We start from the raw sequence: 19149 nt of genomic DNA on the forward strand, positions 1-19149 counted from the left end.
GGTGATAGGTAATCCGATAGAATGCCGAATCGGATAGGCGCTAGCCGGAAAGGCAGATTTCAGATGAGTTTAAAAATAATTGGCGGATGGTGATGGACTTTTCATTGCGTGAGTGGTTGATCATATTAGGGGTGGTTGTGATCGTTGGCGTACTGCTGGACGGCTATCGGCGTATGCGCAGCGGTAAACGCAATTCGATTAAACTTGCGATTGATAAGAGCTTCCGTGGTCGGCACGAGGATCGAGTAGATTATTTCAACGGTGAACTACCAAGTGGTGGTGCGCGGGTAGTGAAGAGGAGCACGGCGGAGAATGCTGTAGAAGATAGCGTGCAGGATGATCACGAGGACCTTATGCCTGATCCGCTTTTTGCGGATGGCCGTGAAGAGATAGCTGCGGATTTTGATGAGTTTGAACAGCTCGACGACGTGATTGATGAGACGGTTGTGGAGCCTCTTGATGCGTGCGGTGAGGTAAAGCTAAAGACGTCAAGGTTTGCAAAGTCACAAGAGTTTGCAACGTCACAAGCAAAAACTAAACCGCCAGCGGTGGTGGAAGAGGTGATCGTTATTAATGTCTTTGCCAAGACGGAAGCGCAACTTAATGGTGGTGACCTTCTGCGGGTAGTACTGGCCTGCGGCATGCGTTTTGGTGATATGGATATTTTTCACCGCCATGAAAAAAAGGCGGACGATAGCCAACTCCAATTCAGCATGGCAAATGCCGTTAAACCGGGTACTTTTGACTTGGAAAACATGGAGCAATTCCACACGCCTGGCGTATCGTTTTTCCTCAGCTTGCCGGGCCCCAGTAATAGCATGAAAGCCTTTGATTACATGTTGGAGACAGCACAGTGCCTGGCAAAAAACCTTAATGGGGATTTGCAAGATGAACAACACAGTGTAATGACCAAGCAAACGATAGAGCATACCCGCCAAAAAATACGTGATTTTGAACGCCGCCAACTATCGCTACTTCGTTAAGATGACCAAAGCCCACGACCGGCAACAGCTAGAGCAATTAAAAGAAGCTATCAACCAACACAATTATCGCTACTATGTGTTGGATGAGCCCTCTATTCCTGATGTTGAATATGATCGTTTGATGCGACAGTTACAGATGCTGGAAGCTGAGCACCCTGAATGGTTAACAGCAGATTCTCCCAGTCAACGGGTTGGCGCGGAGCCGCTCAGCGCCTTTTCTGAAATCATTCATCAAGTACCGATGCTCTCCCTCGATAACGCTTTTAGCGATGAAGAGATGCGGGCATTTGAGCGGCGCATTAAAGACCGTTTAAAATCCGATGCTGAAATAGAGTACGCCTGCGAGCCAAAACTCGATGGTATTGCCGTCAGTTTGCTGTATCGAGATGGGGTTTTTGAAAAAGGCGCCACTCGGGGTGATGGCTATCGGGGTGAAGATATTAGTCAAAATTTACGCACGATTCCCTCTATTCCGCTCAAACTAATGGGCAGCGGCTGGCCTAAGGTTTTGGAAGTGCGCGGTGAAGTTTATATGCCAAAACGGGGTTTTGAAGAGTTTAACCGCAAGGCGCTGGCGCTTGAGGAAAAGACTTTTGTTAACCCGCGTAATGCCGCCGCTGGCAGTTTGCGACAGTTAGATCCTAAGATTACCGCTAAACGCCCTTTGGAAATGTGTTGTTACGGTGTGGGCATGGTTGAAGGTGGCAATTTGCCTGATCGACATATAGCGATTTTACGGCAGCTTAGCCAATGGGGTTTTCGTATTAATAGTCAGATGGCCGTGGCCAATGGTGTTGAGGGTTGCTTAAGCTATTATGATCAGTTGGAAAACATACGCGATCAGTTGCACTATGAAATCGATGGTATCGTTTTTAAAGTGGATAGCCTGGTCTTGCAGAAGGAATTAGGCTTTGTTTCGCGCGCGCCACGCTGGGCCATCGCCTATAAATTTCCTGCCCAGGAAGAAGTTACCCGTTTAGTTGATGTGGAGTTTCAGGTTGGTCGTACCGGCGCCGTGACGCCAGTGGCGAGACTGGAGCCGGTTTTTGTGGGTGGTGTTACAGTGAGCAACGCGACCTTGCACAATATGGATGAAATTGAGCGTCTCGATGTACGCATAGGAGACACCGTCATCGTCCGCCGTGCTGGTGATGTGATTCCTCAAGTGGTGAGCGTGGTACTGGAGAAACGACCCGCAGATACAAAAATAATTACTTTTCCAGCCAGCTGCCCGGTATGTGGTTCAGAGGTGATTCGCAATGTTGGAGAAGCGGTGGCGCGCTGTACCGGTGGGCTCTACTGTTCGGCGCAACGTAAGCAGGCGATCAAACATTTCGCCTCGCGTAAGGCGCTGGATATCGAGGGCTTAGGGGATAAACTGGTGGATGTGCTGGTCGATGAAGGGCTGGTGGAAAATGTGGCTGACCTCTTTGGGTTAAGCCAACATCAATTGAGTAAATTGGAGCGGATGGGTGATAAGTCTGCCAGCAATCTACGCAACGCGTTGGTGAAAAGTAAAAAGACGAGTCTCAACCGATTTATTTATGCGCTGGGCATACGCGAAGTCGGGGAAGCCACCGCCTTAAACTTGGCCAACCATTTTGGTAGTTTGAGTGAGATTCAAAACGCTAGCGAGGAAAGCTTGCTTGCGGTGGCGGATATCGGGCCGATTGTGGCGCAGCATATCGCCACCTTTTTTCATCAACCTCATAATCTTGACGTTATCGATAAGCTGCGTTGTGCCGGAGTTGAATGGCCAGAACATGAGCCCGTTCAGTCAGAGCAATTGCCCTTGCAGGGGCAGACATTTGTGCTGACTGGCACCTTGGAACAGATGACGCGAGATGAAGCAAAAGCTGCTCTGCAGGCGTTGGGTGCCAAGGTGAGTGGAAGTGTCTCTGCCAAAACTGATTGCCTAATTGCTGGCGTAAATGCCGGTTCCAAACTGCGTAAAGCGGAAGAACTGGGGGTTGAGATAATAGATGAAGCGCAATTTGTAAATCGCCTCTCCGAGTGGCGGTTGCTCGAAAAGACTCATTTGCCCCAAATTGGGTGACTGCTTATTTTTAAGTACGAAAGTATTAGCCTAATCTGTAGTCTTTGCTAGAATTAGGCGACTTACTCGGAAAATAATAATAATTAGGACGACTATGGCGGATCACTCAAGCACCTCCGCAACTGACTATAAAGAAAAAATGGAACATAGCCGCTATGGCCGTTCCAGTCATTCGCGGCGAAGAACCTTAAAAATCATTTTACTGTCAATGACCCTTGCCATCACTGTTCTTATTTTGATTGTGGTTTCTATTTATAGCACTGTGAAAATTTCCAGTTTGAATGAACTTAATCGAAACCTGCGTTTTGAGCTGGAAGGCGCAAAGGCACAATTGGATGCGTTAAAACCGCAACTGGAAAAGTCAAATCAGGAACTATCTGCGCTGATTCACGGGCGTTTTCCAAACCTTGAGGAGTTGGCCCTCAATAAAGTGCTATCGGTCAATAACCGCTACGTTAAAAATGTCGTATTCAACATTATTAAGCAGGCAAACCACCAGCAATACAAGTATCTGCTGGTGGTAGAAAATAATTCGTCGAGAAAAATAAAACCCGCTTTTCGCGTCTTGCTCTTTGATGAGCACGGGGTTCATGTGGCGACGGATGAAGTTAAAGATGTGAACGAGCTCAATCCTGGAGAAAGCCGCGATTATGCGTCAGATATTGAATTCTTCTTTGATACCTTACCTAAGCACTTCTATATTGACGATTTTACTACGCAGTTAAACGGCGGCTAATTGTCGTGATTCCCTAGAAATCCTGCCTAACTCAGAGCACTGAAATTTTGCTCTAAAGCCAATCATAGCCTATAACTAACAAAGGTCTGGTTATCTATTGTAAGCACTCAGTTGCCGAGTTAACCATTTCGAAAGCTAACCTTTTGTTTATCAATAAAAAATCTTAGACCATGATTTGGACGGAGATGGACGCGCCGCTGTGACAGGGAGTGTCAACAGACTGTCAACCTGCCGGATGAGTCAGTTTTATACGATGAAGGAATCCATATGTTAAATCGAGTTTTATTAGTTGATGATTCAAAATCGGCACGATTTGCACTGCGTAAACTTTTGGAACGCAATGGTATGCAAGTCGACGTTGCTGAAAGCGCAGAACAGGCCTTAGGATATCTTGATACCAATCACCCTGATTTAATTTTCATGGATCACTTTATGCCTGGTATGGATGGCTTTGAGGCGGCACGAGCGATTAAGAATAGACCCGACAAGTCAGAAATCCCGATTATAATGTGCACCTCTAAAGAAGGGGAAAGCTATGCCCAGCAAGCGCGCGAAAATGGGGCGGTTGATATATTACCTAAACCCGCTACGCCAAGCGCACTGACAGAGGTTCTTGATAAGTTAATACATAATATTAATCTGCACAGGCAGGAGCTGCCGCAGGAGGTTGATATGGAACCCCAGCAAGAGTTACAGGATAGTCCGCCGACGCTAGCTGAACATCAGCAACCGCCTACCCTTGATGACGTGGTAGTGCCAGTGGGACAGATTTCACAGATTGCTACTGAATCTGCTATCAAAGCGGTTAATGAATGCATGCAAGAGCGATTGGATGAGCTACTGGATACGAGGTTGCCTCAACTGCGCAGCATGGTGCTCAGTAACTTTGATAAGGTAGCAAAATCAATGCTTGAGGAGAGTGTTACTCGCGAGGTGGCTAAGGTGCAGCAACTTCAAGCGGATAAGATTCAGGGTGATACCAAGCCCAGCTTAACCATGGATGAAGTTGAGCGGCTGGTACAAGCGGAAATACTTAAATTACGTGAACAAACACAACGTGATCTCAACGAACAGCTTGCTGAAATTTATTCTAGTATCGGTGAGTTAAAAACCCATCAAGAATTGAAAAAAGTAGCGCCGGAATTGATGGAAGATATTCTGATGCGCGCGCAGGATGCTGCCGCCGAAAAGGCCAATGATACATTGCTGCAAGCATCAGATATTGCTCAAAAAGCAGCCAAGCAAGCCGCTGAACAGATTAGCCAAACGGCGTCTTCAGAACTACAGGGGCGAATCGACAAAAAACTGGCCAAAGCAATCGAAGCCGGACTTGAAAGCGCCCGTCAGGAAGCGTCAGAGTCAGCCTGGGAGAAGGTTGAACAGGCAAGTAATCAGATAAAAGCCAAAATCACAAAAATCTATGTGGTTAGTGGTATTGCCCTTGCGCTTTCAACAGCTGCGCTGGTGGGTGTCTACATGCTGATGAGCTAACCCATTAGCTTTTACCTGAGCTTAGAGTCCCTAATATAGATGCCGAATTTTACAGAGTTAGCGCGGGTTAAAGTCGCTCACCGCGACGGGGGTATCCTGAAGACTTTCCTCCACTTTTTGCGCGGTAACCACAATTTCTTCCAATGCGGGCGCCGCATGAATGATCGGTACGTTAACTGTTGTACTGACTATCGCGAGAGCTTTTGCCAGCGGGTGCCAATACACCTTCTTTTTATTTGGTCTTGTTGAATGAACCATTTCTCCCTCCGAGATAAATCATTTTAATTTATGATGATGCAGGATCAGTCTAGGCCGATCACCATGATCAGCCCATATCAAAAAGGGAACTATCGCTTGTTTTTATGTGAACAGCAGAAGGTGAAGGAAGGGCTTATCTGGAATTAACCAGAAATGTTTTAACCTTAATCTGGTTGTTTTTTAAGTTTCCACTGCCAATGGCTATACAGCGCGGCGGCTGTAAAAAGCGCCACGGCGCAAAGGGTTTGTAAGATGCTGAGCCATGACCAGTGGCTTACGAACAAGTCTGAAATAAACTTACTGGTATAAAATAAAAGTACGCAGCCTATCCAAACATGGGTTTTGGTATTCCCCTTCATTAAACCCGGCAGAAATACCAACAAAGGCGCCGATTGAAATGCAAGCACACCCCAATTAAAGTGGTCAGAAAGAAGCTGCGCTACCACAAAACTGATGAGCAATGCGAGGTAGAAAATCCAGGTGAGTAACCGGCTCATGAGAACACGGTTCCGCCACTCCATTAGTTCACCCTCAGCTGCAATGCCAACGTTGCGATGCGCTTCCCCTGCGCCTGGCAGAGCTCAAGCTCATCCTGCGAGAGTGGCCAGTCGCTGTCACGACCGGCGACGTGAGTTACTCCATAGGGAGTTCCGCCGGTTTCTGTCGTGGAGAGTCTGGATTCGCTGTAGGGTAGTCCTGCGATAATCATGCCGTGGTGAATCAAGGGTAACATCATACTCAATAGTGTGGTTTCTTGCCCGCCATGTAGACTGGATGATGAAGAAAATACGCAGGCCGGTTTGTTAATCAGGGCACCGCTAAGCCAGAGCGCACTGGTGCCATCGATAAAATACTTCATCGGTGCCGCCATGTTGCCAAAACGTGTCGGGCTGCCTAACGCCAGCCCTGTACAATACCGCAGATCATCTTCAGTACAATAGATAGCACCTTCGGCAGGAATAGTTTCCTCGGTAGCTTCACAGACCGTTGAAACTGGTGGCACGGTGCGCAGACGAGCTTCAACACCATCGACCTGATTGACGCCGCGCGCGATTCGTTGCGCCATCTGCGCGGTTGCGCCAAATCGACTGTAATAGAGCACCAGGATATAAGCTGGTGAGGCGGGCATTAGAGTATCTCCAGAACTTTTTCTGGGGGTCTGCCCAGAGCGGCTTTGCCGTTGGCGACCACAATGGGCCTTTCAATCAGTTTGGGATATTTCACCATAGCGGTGATCAACGCTGCTTCGCTGAGGTCTTTATCCTTCAGGTTATTGTCCTTATACTCCGACTCTCCCGTACGCATAAGGTCGCGTGCGGATATTCCCAATTTGCTGAGTAACGACTTAAGTTGCTTCTGATTAGGCGTATTTTCCAAATACAGTACAATATTGGGTTGAATGCCTCTTTCCTCTAAAAGAGCCAAGGTTTGACGCGATTTCGAACAACGCGGGTTATGATAAATCGTGACATCACTCATGGATATCTGCTCTCCGTTCGGTAGAATAGTCTGGTTAATGCAATTGAAAATCTTTTATATCTCAAGCAATAGGATTTTAATCACTTTCCACCATGTTTGCGAAACTTAAAAAAGTTGTTTTTATTTTACTGTTATTGCAACTGATAGCATGTAGCCGCACCGAGTTTACGGATGCTCAGGGTAACGAGTTCGGTTGGGACGATTTCCGCGGGCGTTGGCTGGTCATTAATTATTGGGCGGAATGGTGTAAACCCTGTTTAGAAGAAATTCCTGAACTTAATCAGTTGTATCAACATCACAGGAATGACAGCGCCACGGTGTTGGGAATTAATTTTGATCGCTTGGATCTGGCGGAGCTAAGAAGACAGATTACGGCACTGAATGTTCAGTTTCCCGTACTGCAATCAGACCCAGAGCAGAAACTCGATTACCTGCTGCCTGAGGTGCTACCAACAACCTATATTTTTGATCGAGAAGGCAAGCTGGCCCATAAATTGGTTGGCCCGCAGACGCAAGCCAGCATTGAGGCGTATCTTGAAGATAATTAACCGATTAAGAAAAGACACCGATGGCTGATATTTGTATTCACGCCTTTGTTTCCGGTTTAGTGCAAGGAGTTTGGTATCGACGCTCGACGCAGAGGAAAGCGGAATCCTGTGGGGTTAACGGATGGGCGAAAAATCTGGCCGATGGCCGGGTCGAAGTAATGCTGTGCGGTGAGGAAAAAGTTGTGAAGGAGGTCGCCGACTGGCTGCATGAAGGCCCGCCGAATGCCAGGGTGGAGCAGGTGTCGATAGAGGTTCTTGAATGGCAGCCTTTGCAGAGGTTCTATACCAGTTGAAGGGTTGACGCTAGCACTGGATCGAATATGTCATGGCTATAAAAAGGCCTTTGCTGAATCAGCAAAGGCCTTTTTGGTTCTAATACGCTTTAAGCAAGCGGTCGTAATTTGGAGGTAAAGTGACGTAATGAAGTCGGTTCCCAAGTAATTTCCAGGCCTTTAAGTTGATCTTTATCTCTGACAATTTCCTCGAACACCTCAATCATATAATCGGCTTGGCTTTGAGTGTAAACTCGGCGTGGCATCGCCAGACGCACTAATTCCATCGGCGCTGCTTTTTCGGTGCCATCGGGCTGTCGGCCGAACATGAACGAACCAATTTCAGCGCCTCGAATGCCGCCGTAGATGTACATGGCAACAGCCAACGCTTGACCGGGATACTGTAGTGCGGGAATATTCGGCAACATCGCTTTTGCATCAATGAATACCGCATGGCCGCCGGCAGGTTTCACCACAGGTATGCCAAGAGCATCAAGCTTTTCATTGATATATTGAATCGATCGGATACGGTATTTGAGGTAATCCTCGTCGACAATTTCTTTCAGACCTTGTGCGACACATTCCAGATCGCGACCGGAAAGTCCGCCATAGGTTGGAAAACCTTCAGTCATAATCAATCGCGCACGGGCTTTTTCAGCCCATTCGTCATCGTTTAACGCAAGCCAACCACCCATGTTGGAAAAAGTATCTTTCTTGCCACTAATAGTCATCCCATCCGCTAAGGAGAACATTTCACGCACGATATCTCGTACAGAGGTGTCTTGGTAGCCTTCTTCACGTAACTTAATAAAGTAGGCATTTTCAGCGAAACGTGCGCTATCGATATACAGTGGTTTATTGTATTTATCGCATATTTTTTTGGCGCCGCGCACGTTCGCCATTGAAACAGGCTGACCACCACCGGCGTTGTTGGTGATAGTAATCATTACCAAGGGAATGTTGGCCGCTTCTTTTTCCAGCAGTGCTTCCAGTGCAACCAAATCCATATTGCCCTTGAATGGGTGTTCCAGTGAAGGATTTTTGCCTTCTGCTACAACGATATCTACGGCGTTGATGCCAGCATTTTCGAAGTTTGCACGGGTGGTATCAAAGTGAGTGTTGTTAGGAATAATCTGGGTGCTGGTGTCCCCGGGGATAATAGAGGTCAAAATTTGTTCGGCGGCACGTCCTTGGTGTGTAGGAATGACATGCTTAAAAGGAAATAAATCCTTAACGGATGCTTCAAAGCGGTAGAAGGAGGGTGAGCCAGCATAGGATTCATCTCCTTGCATTAAGGCTGACCATTGGTGAGTGCTCATCGCCGAAGTGCCAGAATCTGTTAATAGATCGATAAGTACATTTTCCGACTTTAGCGAAAATACATTGTAATGGGCTTCTTCTAGTAGTTTGACGCGTTCTTCCCGCGTCGTCATTTTAATCGGCTCAACAGATTTTATTCTGAAAGGTTCGAAAATTGTTTTCACAAGGTATCTCCTATAGCGCATTATTCGGCAGGATGGTTTATGGGTAAAATAATAGTTGTTAATTAAAATAATTGCAATATGAAATTAATATTTCATAAAATAATTTGTACTTAAAAAATATTTTTATTGAGATAGCTTAATTTAAAAACAATAGGAGGTATTAAAAAGCGGGCTCAGATAACTGAACGCTAAATTCTAGCGACCTTAACGAGCACGAGGGGGAAGAGAGTTATGGGTTTCTGAATGAAACAGTAAATCGCAATATAGTTTATAACTGCAATACGAAATTAATAATTTGTGGCGCTAGAGGCGCCTTTTACAAAAGGCGCTTATTGATAAGATTAATTCGTTTATAACTCGCAGGTGAAGCTTTCAGGTGTTAACAGAGGTTCCTTAGACAGAGGCTAGCCGCATAAGTGGAGCCTGGTCAGTCAGTATTTTTTGTTTGAGCTGACCAAGCATGTTGATTGCGGTATCAGTACCTTCTTCCGATATTTGCGTGAATATATCGGAAAGACAGGCCTGATAAGAACGCATCATGATTGCAATCTGCTCTTTGCCTTCTGGTGTGAGCGATAACGAAAATGAGCGTCGATCTTTAGCTGAAACTTTGCGAACTATTAAACCTTCTTTTTCTAATTGGTTTGAAATCCCAGTGACGTTGCCAGCGGATACCATCATGAGCTGTGAAAGCTGACCCATGCTTAAACCTTCGGGGTGGCTCTCCAACTGAGCCAGCATGTCAAAGCGCGGTAGCGTGCAGCCGAATTCCAGACGTAGATGATTACGTAATTTCGATTCGATAAGGTTGGTGCAGGTAAGCAGTCTCAGCCATAAGCGTAGTGATTGATGGTCTTGATCGGCACCACGAAATTCAGCATCTAAAATGCGGTTTTGAGCACTATTCACAGTGTTTTATGTTCCTTAATTAGCCGGTTATTTAGACTTGGGATTATACCTGAGGTAGCGAATCTAATTTAAACCTAAAGCTACAGCTTTTGATGTGGATCAAACCATCCCAAATAGATATTTTAGGTTTTTGCTGGTGCCCTCGTTAGAGTTAAAACGGGGCAAATGCTACAATCGCGCTTTTTTATGTCAAGCGATTCGACAGGAGCTTCTTCGAACATGACCTCTATTCTCTGGACACGCAGGTTTAACCTGAAGTTTCGGCGTCTCACCCAGGTGGTAATGGGGTTGTTGTTTGGCAGTGTGATGGCCGGTCTTTCTCATGCTGCGACAGGGAAGGTTCATATTGCTGTTGCCGCAAATTTTGGCGGGGCGCTGAAAGTCATTGTGAAAAATTTTGAGGAAAGATCGGGATATAAGGTAGTAGTTTCGATGGGCTCGACGGGGAAGCTATATGCACAGATTGTACAGGGAGCACCCTATGATCTGTATTTTGCGGCGGACAAGGCTCGGCCAGAAAAGTTAGTAGAACAAAATTTAACAATAGAAAATACGCCGATACGCTACGCCACCGGAATATTGGTACTGTGGGCCCCAGGCTTCAATATGCAGGAGATAGGTTTGGCTCAGTTGAGTGACAAGGCAATTACGAAAATCTCGATTGCAAACGTTAAAACAGCGCCCTATGGGCTGGCCTCTCTACAGGTGCTAGACTCTGACCCTCAATTTGAACAAATAAAAGAAAAGCTTGTGTATGGTGAAAGTGTGGCGCAAGCATTCCATTTTGTTGCTGCTAGGCAGGTTCAGGCAGGATTTGTTGCACTTTCCCAGTTGATTGAGTGGGGAGCGTTGCGGTCGGAAGACTTGGTTAATAGCGCGAGCGTTTGGCGCGTGCCGCAGGGGTTATATTCTCCAGTGGAGCAATACAGGGTCAGCTTGAAAGCAAGCCAAGATAACCCGGTGGCGTCAGCATTTATAGACTATTTGGAATCTGTGGAAGGGCAGGACATTATTAAAAGATTCGGTTATGACATTTAGCGTTATCTGTCCAGAACTGGTGGCCTAGGTCAGCCATGGATTTTCTGTTGAGCCATGAGGATATGCAGGCGTTTTGGGTTACGCTCAAACTTGCCGCCATTACCACGTTGTTATTATTGCTCATAGGCACGCCTTTGGCTTGGTGGCTATCCCTACGAAAAACCTGGTATCGTGCGGTCATTGAAGCAATTATCGCAATGCCATTGGTATTGCCGCCTACGGTATTGGGGTTTTATCTGCTGGTCGCCTTTGCACCACAGGGTATTATAGGGAAAACACTGAATGTTATGGGACTCGCTCCCTTAGCATTTACCTTTTCCGGCCTAGTGGTGGGCTCGCTGATTTATTCCATGCCCTTCGTTATTCAACCCTTACTGAACGCTTTTCATGGGGTGGGGCGCAAACCACTGGAGGCGGCAGCAACATTAGGGGCTTCGCCTCTGGATAGATTTTTTAACGTTGCCGTGCCGATGGCGAAAAGAGGGTTTATTACGGCCATCACCTTGGGATTTGCACACACGCTCGGCGAGTTTGGTGTGGTTTTAATGATAGGAGGCAACATTCCCGGCGAAACGCAGGTGCTCTCTATTGCGATTTACGACCATGTCGAAGCGCTTGAATACCAGCAGGCGCATGTGCTTGCCGCTGTGCTCGTTCTCTTTTCATTGATTCTCATGTTGCTGCTTTATAGCAATAATCGCAGTCGCACGGTACTTCCCGATGATGCTTGAAATTCGCACGCGCCTGCCGCGTTCAGGTTTTGACTGTGAGTTTGATACTCGGCTGGAGGCACGGGGCGGTTACGCGATAATTGGGCCGTCTGGCTCAGGAAAAACCAGTTTGTTACGCTTTATCGCGGGCTTGGAAAAAGGCTTTAATAGCTTTCTGGCCTTTGATGGGAACCTCTGGCAGGACGACAAAAGGGGACTATTTGTACCGCCGCACAAGCGACGTATCGGTTATATATTTCAAGACATTTTGTTATTTGAGCATCTGAGTGTGAAGGATAATTTACACTTTGGAAAAAAACGTGTGCCATCAAATGGCGCAATCGTGTTGGGCTATGATGAAATTATCGAACTATTGGATTTGCAGCCGTTACTAAAACGCTCGCCTGACGCATTGTCTGGCGGTGAAAAACAGCGGGTTGCCATTGCCCGCGCGCTGCTCACCAGCCCCATACTGTTATTGATGGATGAACCGCTCGCCAGCTTGGATCCAGAAAGTAAAAATACCATTTTGCCTTATTTTGAACGCGTGACTCAGCACTTGGATATTCCGATTCTTTATGTCAGTCATTCGCTAGATGAGGTGACACGCTTGGCTGATCATGTACTCTATATTGAAAAAGGGCACATCCTCACGCAGGGCGCGATGCGGGAAACGGTGGCACGGCTCGATCTGCCGCTGGCACATTTGGATATGGCGGGAACGGTAGTCAGTGCAGAAATAGCCGATCAGGATAATCAGTTTAATCTTTCGATTCTTCATTCTTCCGCCGGAACCTTTTCCGTGGAACAGCTACCCTACCCATTGGCAACCAAGGTTAGGTTGCGGATTAATGCGCGCGACGTTAGTCTTTGTCGTGAGTTGCCTACCGACACCAGTATTCTCAACTGTATTGCTGCAACAGTGATCGATCTGGCCGATGATACTCAGGCTCATGTCGTCGTAAGTTTAGCCGCAGGGGACGAGGTTTTGCTAGCAAGGATTACCCGCAAATCAGCCCACACTCTGGCCATTAAGCCAGGCGTGAAAGTCTATGCGCAAGTAAAAAGCGTTGTGTTGATGCACTAAAGAATTACACATAGGTTGCTTTGATTTTTCGTTCACTCAGAAAGCAATCACCACCCATTTTTAGCTGTTTTGTACCATCCGATTTTAGAACTAAAACCCTATTATTTTTGTACCAAAACTCCCATCAAGACGATAGGGTGTAGCTTCTTAACATCTAATAACGGGTGTTTAGGATCGCTCTCACGAAAATCAAAAAGACATAGACCGGGGTAAAGAGGGCAGCGAATAAAATTATTGGATGAGATAACGTATCTTTTCTGGAGTACGGTAAGTGAATGATTTAGGGCCTGAAAAGGCGTTAGGCGGGCGCACGCATTATGGTCAGGTGTTAGGCATATTAACCCTTTGCTCGACTACTCCAAGGTTGGTCGGCGACCCAGGACATGCTCAGACGTTTGAGTTCCCTGTGCTGTATGGCTTAGTTGAAGGGGTGACGATTCAGGATTTAATCAGCATTAATATGTCCTGTATAGATAAGATTGTCCAAGCGGCGCAACAACTGCAACACAGGGGTGTTCATTTCATCACTACTAGCTGTGGGCTTTATGCCCCTTTTCAGCAGGAGATAGCCAATCAGTTAGCGGTCCCTTTTGTTAGTTCTGCGCTACAAATGACGCCGTTGTTGAAAAGCTTTTTACCTGCTGATATGAAGGTCGGCGTGATTACCGGACACTCGGGATTATTAAGTAACGATCATCTCCAGGCCGCTGGATTTCGATTGGATGACGTGGTCGTGAGAGGCATGGAGGATTATCCAGAATTTAAAAGGGTAGTGTTGGACGGGGCGCAGGATATGGATATTAAAAAATTCAGACGCGATGTCGCCAACGTAGCGTCTTCGCTTAAAAACTGTGGAGAGAAAATTGGTTTAGTGGTGCTCGAGTGCTCCAATTTAGTACCTTTCAGAAGTGAGATACAGGCAGTCTTGAAAGCGCCGGTCTATGATGTGGTTAGTCTTGCCAATTTTGTTGCAGCAGGCTATCAGCGCATCACCTTCCCGGCCCACTACATTTGAAGTAAATCCTCGGTCAGTAATAGTTTGGGCTAAAGCCGGGGTACGAAAGAACAACGAATAATGAATTGAATGAGGTAAAAGTGAAAAAAAATTACATTGATGAAAACCTGGATGCCATTCGAGGCGAATTTAAGTTAACGGATTACTGGGTCTATCTTAATGCTGGTGATCAGATGATACCCGGTAACTATTGGTTAAAAGCCGCTCGGGATTTTTATAACTTTGTCGAATTTGGTCGCATGGAAGATATTCCTAATGCCGACATTGCGACGCATCCCTTTTTGACTTCCGCCTGGGATGAAAGTATTACCCGCGGAGCACGTTTTATTAACGCGGATAAAGATGAAGTGACGAACGCTTATCGGCCGTCGATTGCTGCCAACCTCATTATGTATAACATGCTTGATTGGAAGGCAGGCGACAATATTGTCGTGAATGACCTGTCATATCCCTCGTTTCTTTATATTGCCCAGGATATCTGTAAGCGTTACGGCGTTGAGCTGCGCTTCGTCAAACATGTCAATGGCGAGATACTGATGGAAGATCTTGAAGCGCAGGTTGATGGTAACACCAAGCTAGTTATCGTGGACCGTACGACAGCGTTCTGCGGCTTCACCTTTAACATGAAAGAGGTGTGCAAAATTGCACATAAACATGGCGCGTTAGTGCTCGATGATGCGATTCAAGCCTTTGGTGCTATCGATATTGATGTAAAAGACGATGATGTGGATATGATGGTTACCGGCGCCTACAAATGGCAATGCGGCCCAGAAGGTGCAGGGCTTTTTTATATCAAAAAAGAACTGATCGAAAAAATCGATCCAAGATTCCGCAATTATATTTGGTCAGATATTCCCGGTCCGGTTCCCTTTGGCGTTGAGAACCACGACAACATGGCGCATTGGTCGTATCCGCCAGTCAATAATGCCAATAAATTTTCCCAAGACGTGACTATCGGGCCATCACTATTCGGGTGGATTGCCACCTTAAAGTTCTATGAGAAAATTGGTATTACCAATGTGGAAGAACGCATTAGACGTTTGGGTACCTACGCGATTGAGCGCTTGCAGGAAATTGGCTGTACCGTCACTTCGCCTACCGATCCAGCCAAGCGCCATGGCCTGATTACCTATACTAGCGGTAGCTACGAAAAGGACGCCGCTTTTTTTGCCAGTTGTGCGGCACCAGGCCGTTGTATGAAACCGATTAAAATTTCGATGCGCAATCTTGGTGGTGTAGGTAACCTGAGAGTTTGCACTCACTTCTTTAATACCGAAGAAGAAATCGATTATCTGATAGAGCATCAGAAACGTATGCTCTAGCCAAAGCGCTTACCCAAGTTCCCTCCTCAAGGGCTGCTGCAATTTATTGTGGTGGCCCTTTTTTTATCTGTTTTTGTCTCCCTTATGAATTTTCCACACTCCCAAGGTCATGACCGGCAACAACCAATCTGTTTACGCGTGATATTGATTATATCTATGACTCTACGCCTATCCTTATTTTCTTTAATGCCCCTGTCGTTGCGATCACCAATCAGATTCAAGAACGAGAAGTTCGTTCAACTGAAATACGTTATGCTTCTAGCTTTGATGGTGCTGTCAATTTCGTGATGGGTTTGCTGTACCAAGAAGATGAGATTGACTTTGATCTCCAGGTGCTAACGGCCGATGCGAACGGTAAACCTATTGGTACTTTCAGCCAGTTAGATGCGGATGATGCCTTTATTGGTTCCGGTAGCACGATTTTTGGCCGCACGCTGTCTGTTGAGTCTGAAAACAGTGCTGTGTTCGGTGAAATTAACTATCAATTAAGCGATACCATGAACCTCACCTTAGGTGCGCGCTATTTTGAATCGGAGTCGGAGTCCGCTTCCGCGAATACTCACCCTTTCTTTGGTTTTCAGGGTAATCCCATTGAGTTTCAGAATAGAAGCACGGAGGATAACAAGGCGACATTCAAAGCTAACCTAACCTAACCTATGAGCCGAATGAGGACATGTTGTTTTACGGAAATATTGCACAAGGGTTTAGGCCTGGCGGTACCAATGCCGTCATTTTGCCAATCAACGTGGTTTTACCTGAAGGCTTTGATTCGGATGAGCTGATCAGCTATGAAGTTGGCATGAAATCCACCTGGTTGGAGAAAAGGCTTCAATTAAACGCCTCGCTCTATTACACCGATTGGGAAGACATTCAAACGGGCAATGCGATACAAAGCTTCTCCTTCACCGATAATTTGGGAGAAGCCACGGTGAAGGGTATGGAAATCGATATGCGCTATCGGCCCAACGAAAATTGGGATTTCTCAATTGGTGGCAGCTGGATTGATACTGAATTGGGTAGTGATGAACCGAGTACCGTTGGTGACTTTCCCGGTGAAGAAGGCGATGAATTCCCTAATGTGCCAGACTTCACCGGTTTCATAGCCGCCGCCTATAGTTGGCAAGTGACAGATGCGATGGAAGGGCGAGTTAATCTCGACTACAACTACCGTGGCTCTAGCGCGACAGAATTTAACAGCGCAAGCCCATTCTATAATGAGCTGGATGCCTACGGTGTTGCGAACCTTAACTTTGGTGTGAAAACACTGCTGTCCCGTTAACTTTCATAGCAGCACCATCTGATTAATGTCAGGTAACCTGTCGGGAATCGGATCACCTCTGAGTAGAGCCATCAACTCTCGTTTTTCAAACAAGTTAAGCTGCAATAGCCGCAGGATTTGCTGCATGCTTTTGGGCAACTTTGATTGGAACTTGAGATAAGCTAATAATAGATAAACACACAGTGCAATCCAGATTTGGGTCATGACGGCATTCTTGCTGGTGCCCACAAATGATTTAATCTTCAGGTTTTGTTTAATCCACTTAAAGAATAACTCAACTTGCCACCGCGCTCTGTAAATGTCCGCAATGGTCTTGGCAGAAAGCTGGAAATTATTGGTCAAGAATACATAGTGCTTACCCGTTTCTGCATCACGATAACCAATGCGACGCAATTGAGTTGGACATTTCTTTGCTGTCTGTGGGCCCGTAAACTCGATAGCCTGATCGCTGGTCAAACCTTTGCTTTTCAACACAGGTCGACGTGATACCGTGCGATATTTAGCATTAGTTTTAAGGCGCGTGACGAAAAATATTCCTTTATCCGTCAATTGGTTATACCACGTATAGTCGTTGTAGCCCTTATCGATAGCAATAATACTCCCTTTGGGGAACTGCAACGTGCGACCCACCGTCACATCATGTGTCCTACCGTCGGTTACCGTGACAAATTCGGGCAGGTAACCCGCATGATTTAAACCAACATGAAGTTTGATTGCACCCTTGGTAGTGCGAAAATCAGCCCAGGAGAAAACCGATAGGCATAAATCAATGGTCGAAGCATCCAGCGAATAGAGTACGTTTTTGAATCGAAAATTATGCCCTGACACTGTGCTCTGACAACGGCTTAACAGCTTTCCAAACAGGGTTTCATACAATGAATAAGGCTTATCATTATTGAGGCGGGACAAGTTGGATCGAGATAATTTGGCACTGCCCAGATGATACAGACGGTGCGCTTGTGCGGAGGTGTTTTCGACAATATCGCGCAAGCTGTTTCTGCCCGCCAATTGTGCCATCATCATGGTGACAAACTGTGACCAACGGGATGCCTTTCTAAAAGAACGACCACAATGGTGTTGTTTTGCCAAGGATTCAAACTCATGTCTCGATACCAATTTAAGCAGTTGAGAAAAGACTGTGTTATTATGCGCCATGGCCTGATTTCCTTTTTGTTTTTCAATGGTTTGTCGTGATTTCATTGTAACAAAACAAATCGGTTTTCAGGCCTCTTTATTTAGTCCTTAACGGGACAGCAGTGGTGTGAAAACTAATAATTGGCATGTTACTTTGTTTGTGAGAAATCTGTTTGACGAGGATGAGGCGATTGATATTCTTGACGCCGATCAGGAACAGAAAGCAGCTTTAATCTTAAAGCCGCGCACCATCGGGTTAAGAGTTAAATATCAAATTTAATTTTAAAAAAATGGAAAGCCCGAACTAGTTCGGGCTTTTTTTATCCCTCGATTCGCCACTATGAATTCCTGCAAGAACGCGAAAGAGCAAAGTACGCCGGTATTAAATTTATGAGATATCCTCCGCAAGGCTTTGCTGATGTCCAATGACATCGAAACGAGCCACAAATTCGGAGCGGCACTTGCCATAACCTCCGTGGCATTTTGGGGTTTATTACCAGTGGTATCAAAGGGATTGCTTGATGCTGTGGATGCCTACACGCTGAATTTTTACCGTTTTGTTGTTGCGACTATAATGCTGGGTACATACCTCAGTTTAAAGGGGGTGCCGCCAATATTAGCAGCGTTACAGCCAAAGCATTATGGGTTGATGGCCAGCGCTGTGATCGGGTTACTGGTAAACCATGTGATGTTCATGGATGCGCTACAATATATTCCCGCAGGAACGAGCCAGATTATCGCACAACTGGGACCTATTACTTTGCTCATAGTTAGTGTTTTATTTTTTCGTGAAGACTTCAGCTTAAGGCAATGGGGTGGAACGATAGTTTTTATTTTCGGATTATGCCTATTTTTTAATGACCGTTTAGTGGAAATTTTTTCCTTCGCGAGTGACTATTCGTTTGGCATTATCTATATGACGCTGGCTTGCCTCATTTGGATTTTCTATGGCTTGGCACAAAAACTACTGGTAGGGACTGTGGCACCTATTTTTATCCTGCTTTGCTGCTACTTTTTGGGTGCCATTGTGCTGTTTCCACTAGCGGATATTGGGGTGATATTGCAGCTGAACAACACGCAACTCTGGTTATTAGCTGCCTGCACGTTGACCTCATTGATTGCTTACATTTGTTTTGGAGAATCCTTGGTACATTGGCCCGCATCGAAAAGTAGCGCATTATTGGCCTTTATTCCCATCGCAACGTTGGTTTACGAAAACCTTTTCGCCATTATGTTACCCCGTTATATTTCAGCGGATGTACTGAATGTTTTGAGTATATTGGGTGCGTTGCTTGTCGTTGTTGGTTGTCTGGTCGTGACGCGACCAAGTAAGAAACCGGCTTAGCTC

The 19149-nt window shown here is 46.1% G+C and carries 22 protein-coding genes; 15 read left to right on the forward strand and 7 right to left on the reverse strand.

Features of this window, described 5'->3' with window-relative positions; genetic code table 11:
• Nucleotides 1–92 precede the first annotated feature (92 nt).
• The 4 genes from zipA to H6995_02965 all read left to right on the forward strand — a co-directional run bounded on the left by zipA (nt 93) and on the right by H6995_02965 (nt 5266).
• Entirely contained in the window at nt 93–983 is an 891-nt protein-coding gene (gene zipA / locus H6995_02950; protein MCP5213948.1) for a cell division protein ZipA, read from the forward strand.
• A 1-nt stretch (nt 984) separates the two neighbouring features.
• A complete protein-coding gene (gene ligA / locus H6995_02955; protein ID MCP5213949.1) occupies nt 985–3039 on the forward strand; it encodes an NAD-dependent DNA ligase LigA in 2055 nt (684 codons plus the stop codon).
• A 94-nt stretch (nt 3040–3133) separates the two neighbouring features.
• Nucleotides 3134–3775 (forward strand): hypothetical protein, encoded by a 642-nt coding sequence (locus tag H6995_02960; GenBank protein ID MCP5213950.1) that lies wholly within the window; start codon nt 3134–3136, stop codon nt 3773–3775.
• 267 nt (nt 3776–4042) lie between these two features.
• Nucleotides 4043–5266 carry a response regulator gene (locus H6995_02965; GenBank protein MCP5213951.1) on the forward strand — a complete coding sequence of 408 codons (1224 nt, stop codon included), beginning with the start codon at nt 4043–4045 and terminating at the stop codon, nt 5264–5266.
• 57 nt (nt 5267–5323) lie between these two features.
• Here the strand turns inward: H6995_02965 and H6995_02970 are convergent, their stop codons facing one another.
• The 4 genes from H6995_02970 to arsC all read right to left on the reverse strand — a co-directional run bounded on the left by H6995_02970 (nt 5324) and on the right by arsC (nt 7003).
• Nucleotides 5324–5524 (reverse strand): hypothetical protein, encoded by a 201-nt coding sequence (locus tag H6995_02970; protein ID MCP5213952.1) that lies wholly within the window; start codon nt 5522–5524, stop codon nt 5324–5326.
• A 164-nt stretch (nt 5525–5688) separates the two neighbouring features.
• Nucleotides 5689–6021, reverse strand: coding sequence for a DUF2069 domain-containing protein (locus H6995_02975; protein MCP5213953.1), 333 nt, complete (start codon nt 6019–6021; stop codon nt 5689–5691).
• A 23-nt stretch (nt 6022–6044) separates the two neighbouring features.
• Nucleotides 6045–6653, reverse strand: coding sequence for an NAD(P)H:quinone oxidoreductase (gene wrbA / locus H6995_02980; GenBank protein ID MCP5213954.1), 609 nt, complete (start codon nt 6651–6653; stop codon nt 6045–6047).
• Nucleotides 6653–7003: an arsenate reductase (glutaredoxin) gene (gene arsC, locus H6995_02985; GenBank protein MCP5213955.1), complete on the reverse strand. Its 351-nt coding sequence runs from the start codon at nt 7001–7003 to the stop codon at nt 6653–6655. Before arsC ends, wrbA begins: the two co-directional genes overlap by 1 nt.
• 92 nt (nt 7004–7095) lie before the next feature.
• Between arsC and H6995_02990 the strand changes: the two genes are divergently transcribed.
• Both H6995_02990 and H6995_02995 read left to right on the forward strand, forming a co-directional pair.
• The gene (locus tag H6995_02990; protein ID MCP5213956.1) at nt 7096–7551 is read left to right on the forward strand and encodes a TlpA family protein disulfide reductase; all 456 of its coding nucleotides are present in this window, start codon (nt 7096–7098) and stop codon (nt 7549–7551) included.
• Nucleotides 7552–7571: 20 nt separating this feature from the next.
• Complete coding sequence (locus tag H6995_02995; protein MCP5213957.1) at nt 7572–7844, forward strand: acylphosphatase; 273 nt, start codon at nt 7572–7574, stop codon at nt 7842–7844.
• Nucleotides 7845–7933: 89 nt separating this feature from the next.
• Here H6995_02995 and H6995_03000 read toward each other — a convergent pair whose 3' ends face one another.
• Both H6995_03000 and H6995_03005 read right to left on the reverse strand, forming a co-directional pair.
• The gene (locus H6995_03000) at nt 7934–9307 is read right to left on the reverse strand and encodes a tryptophanase (GenBank protein MCP5213958.1); all 1374 of its coding nucleotides are present in this window, start codon (nt 9305–9307) and stop codon (nt 7934–7936) included.
• A 393-nt stretch (nt 9308–9700) separates the two neighbouring features.
• Nucleotides 9701–10216 carry a MarR family transcriptional regulator gene (locus H6995_03005; protein ID MCP5213959.1) on the reverse strand — a complete coding sequence of 172 codons (516 nt, stop codon included), beginning with the start codon at nt 10214–10216 and terminating at the stop codon, nt 9701–9703.
• A 219-nt stretch (nt 10217–10435) separates the two neighbouring features.
• Here H6995_03005 and modA point away from each other — a divergent pair, with 219 nt between their 5' ends.
• The 7 genes from modA (at nt 10436) to H6995_03040 (ending at nt 16667) form a co-directional block, all read left to right on the forward strand.
• Nucleotides 10436–11254 (forward strand): molybdate ABC transporter substrate-binding protein, encoded by an 819-nt coding sequence (modA, locus tag H6995_03010; GenBank protein ID MCP5213960.1) that lies wholly within the window; start codon nt 10436–10438, stop codon nt 11252–11254.
• A 35-nt stretch (nt 11255–11289) separates the two neighbouring features.
• A complete protein-coding gene (gene modB, locus H6995_03015; protein ID MCP5213961.1) occupies nt 11290–11985 on the forward strand; it encodes a molybdate ABC transporter permease subunit in 696 nt (231 codons plus the stop codon).
• The gene (gene modC, locus H6995_03020; GenBank protein ID MCP5213962.1) at nt 11975–13051 is read left to right on the forward strand and encodes a molybdenum ABC transporter ATP-binding protein; all 1077 of its coding nucleotides are present in this window, start codon (nt 11975–11977) and stop codon (nt 13049–13051) included. Before modB ends, modC begins: the two co-directional genes overlap by 11 nt.
• A gap of 271 nt (nt 13052–13322) precedes the next feature.
• On the forward strand, nt 13323–14066 hold the full coding sequence (locus H6995_03025; GenBank protein ID MCP5213963.1) for a hypothetical protein: 744 nt from the start codon (nt 13323–13325) through the stop codon (nt 14064–14066).
• An 80-nt stretch (nt 14067–14146) separates the two neighbouring features.
• A complete protein-coding gene (locus H6995_03030) occupies nt 14147–15388 on the forward strand; it encodes an aminotransferase class V-fold PLP-dependent enzyme (GenBank protein ID MCP5213964.1) in 1242 nt (413 codons plus the stop codon).
• A gap of 284 nt (nt 15389–15672) precedes the next feature.
• Entirely contained in the window at nt 15673–16041 is a 369-nt protein-coding gene (locus H6995_03035; GenBank protein ID MCP5213965.1) for a TonB-dependent receptor, read from the forward strand.
• A gap of 20 nt (nt 16042–16061) precedes the next feature.
• Entirely contained in the window at nt 16062–16667 is a 606-nt protein-coding gene (locus H6995_03040; protein ID MCP5213966.1) for a TonB-dependent receptor, read from the forward strand.
• Nucleotides 16668–16670: 3 nt separating this feature from the next.
• Here H6995_03040 and H6995_03045 read toward each other — a convergent pair whose 3' ends face one another.
• Nucleotides 16671–17822, reverse strand: coding sequence for an IS4 family transposase (locus tag H6995_03045; GenBank protein MCP5213967.1), 1152 nt, complete (start codon nt 17820–17822; stop codon nt 16671–16673).
• Nucleotides 17823–17928: 106 nt separating this feature from the next.
• On the opposite strand from H6995_03045, the gene H6995_03050 reads away from it, so the two are divergent.
• A complete protein-coding gene (locus H6995_03050) occupies nt 17929–18081 on the forward strand; it encodes a hypothetical protein (GenBank protein ID MCP5213968.1) in 153 nt (50 codons plus the stop codon).
• Between the two features lie 138 nt (nt 18082–18219).
• Nucleotides 18220–19146, forward strand: coding sequence for a DMT family transporter (locus H6995_03055; protein MCP5213969.1), 927 nt, complete (start codon nt 18220–18222; stop codon nt 19144–19146).
• The last annotated feature ends 3 nt before the right edge of the window (nt 19147–19149 follow it).

Source organism: Pseudomonadales bacterium (genome assembly GCA_024234615.1).
Lineage (GTDB): Bacteria > Pseudomonadota > Gammaproteobacteria > Pseudomonadales > IMCC2047 > JAJFKB01.

Excerpts from the sequence above, each read along its gene's own strand:
- H6995_02970 (MCP5213952.1), bottom strand. The coding sequence starts at position 5,524 with ATGGTTCATTCAACAAGACCAAATAAAAAGAAGGTGTATTGGCACCCG.
- arsC (MCP5213955.1), bottom strand. The coding sequence starts at position 7,003 with ATGAGTGATGTCACGATTTATCATAACCCGCGTTGTTCGAAATCGCGT.
- modC (MCP5213962.1), top strand. The coding sequence starts at position 11,975 with ATGATGCTTGAAATTCGCACGCGCCTGCCGCGTTCAGGTTTTGACTGT.
- H6995_03045 (MCP5213967.1), bottom strand. The coding sequence starts at position 17,822 with ATGGCGCATAATAACACAGTCTTTTCTCAACTGCTTAAATTGGTATCG.
- H6995_02960 (MCP5213950.1), top strand. The coding sequence starts at position 3,134 with ATGGCGGATCACTCAAGCACCTCCGCAACTGACTATAAAGAAAAAATG.
- modA (MCP5213960.1), top strand. The coding sequence starts at position 10,436 with ATGACCTCTATTCTCTGGACACGCAGGTTTAACCTGAAGTTTCGGCGT.
- H6995_03055 (MCP5213969.1), top strand. The coding sequence starts at position 18,220 with ATGTCCAATGACATCGAAACGAGCCACAAATTCGGAGCGGCACTTGCC.
- zipA (MCP5213948.1), top strand. The coding sequence starts at position 93 with ATGGACTTTTCATTGCGTGAGTGGTTGATCATATTAGGGGTGGTTGTG.
- ligA (MCP5213949.1), top strand. The coding sequence starts at position 985 with ATGACCAAAGCCCACGACCGGCAACAGCTAGAGCAATTAAAAGAAGCT.
- H6995_03040 (MCP5213966.1), top strand. The coding sequence starts at position 16,062 with ATGTTGTTTTACGGAAATATTGCACAAGGGTTTAGGCCTGGCGGTACC.
- wrbA (MCP5213954.1), bottom strand. The coding sequence starts at position 6,653 with ATGCCCGCCTCACCAGCTTATATCCTGGTGCTCTATTACAGTCGATTT.
- H6995_02995 (MCP5213957.1), top strand. The coding sequence starts at position 7,572 with ATGGCTGATATTTGTATTCACGCCTTTGTTTCCGGTTTAGTGCAAGGA.
- H6995_02990 (MCP5213956.1), top strand. The coding sequence starts at position 7,096 with ATGTTTGCGAAACTTAAAAAAGTTGTTTTTATTTTACTGTTATTGCAA.
- H6995_02965 (MCP5213951.1), top strand. The coding sequence starts at position 4,043 with ATGTTAAATCGAGTTTTATTAGTTGATGATTCAAAATCGGCACGATTT.
- modB (MCP5213961.1), top strand. The coding sequence starts at position 11,290 with ATGGATTTTCTGTTGAGCCATGAGGATATGCAGGCGTTTTGGGTTACG.
- H6995_02975 (MCP5213953.1), bottom strand. The coding sequence starts at position 6,021 with ATGAGCCGGTTACTCACCTGGATTTTCTACCTCGCATTGCTCATCAGT.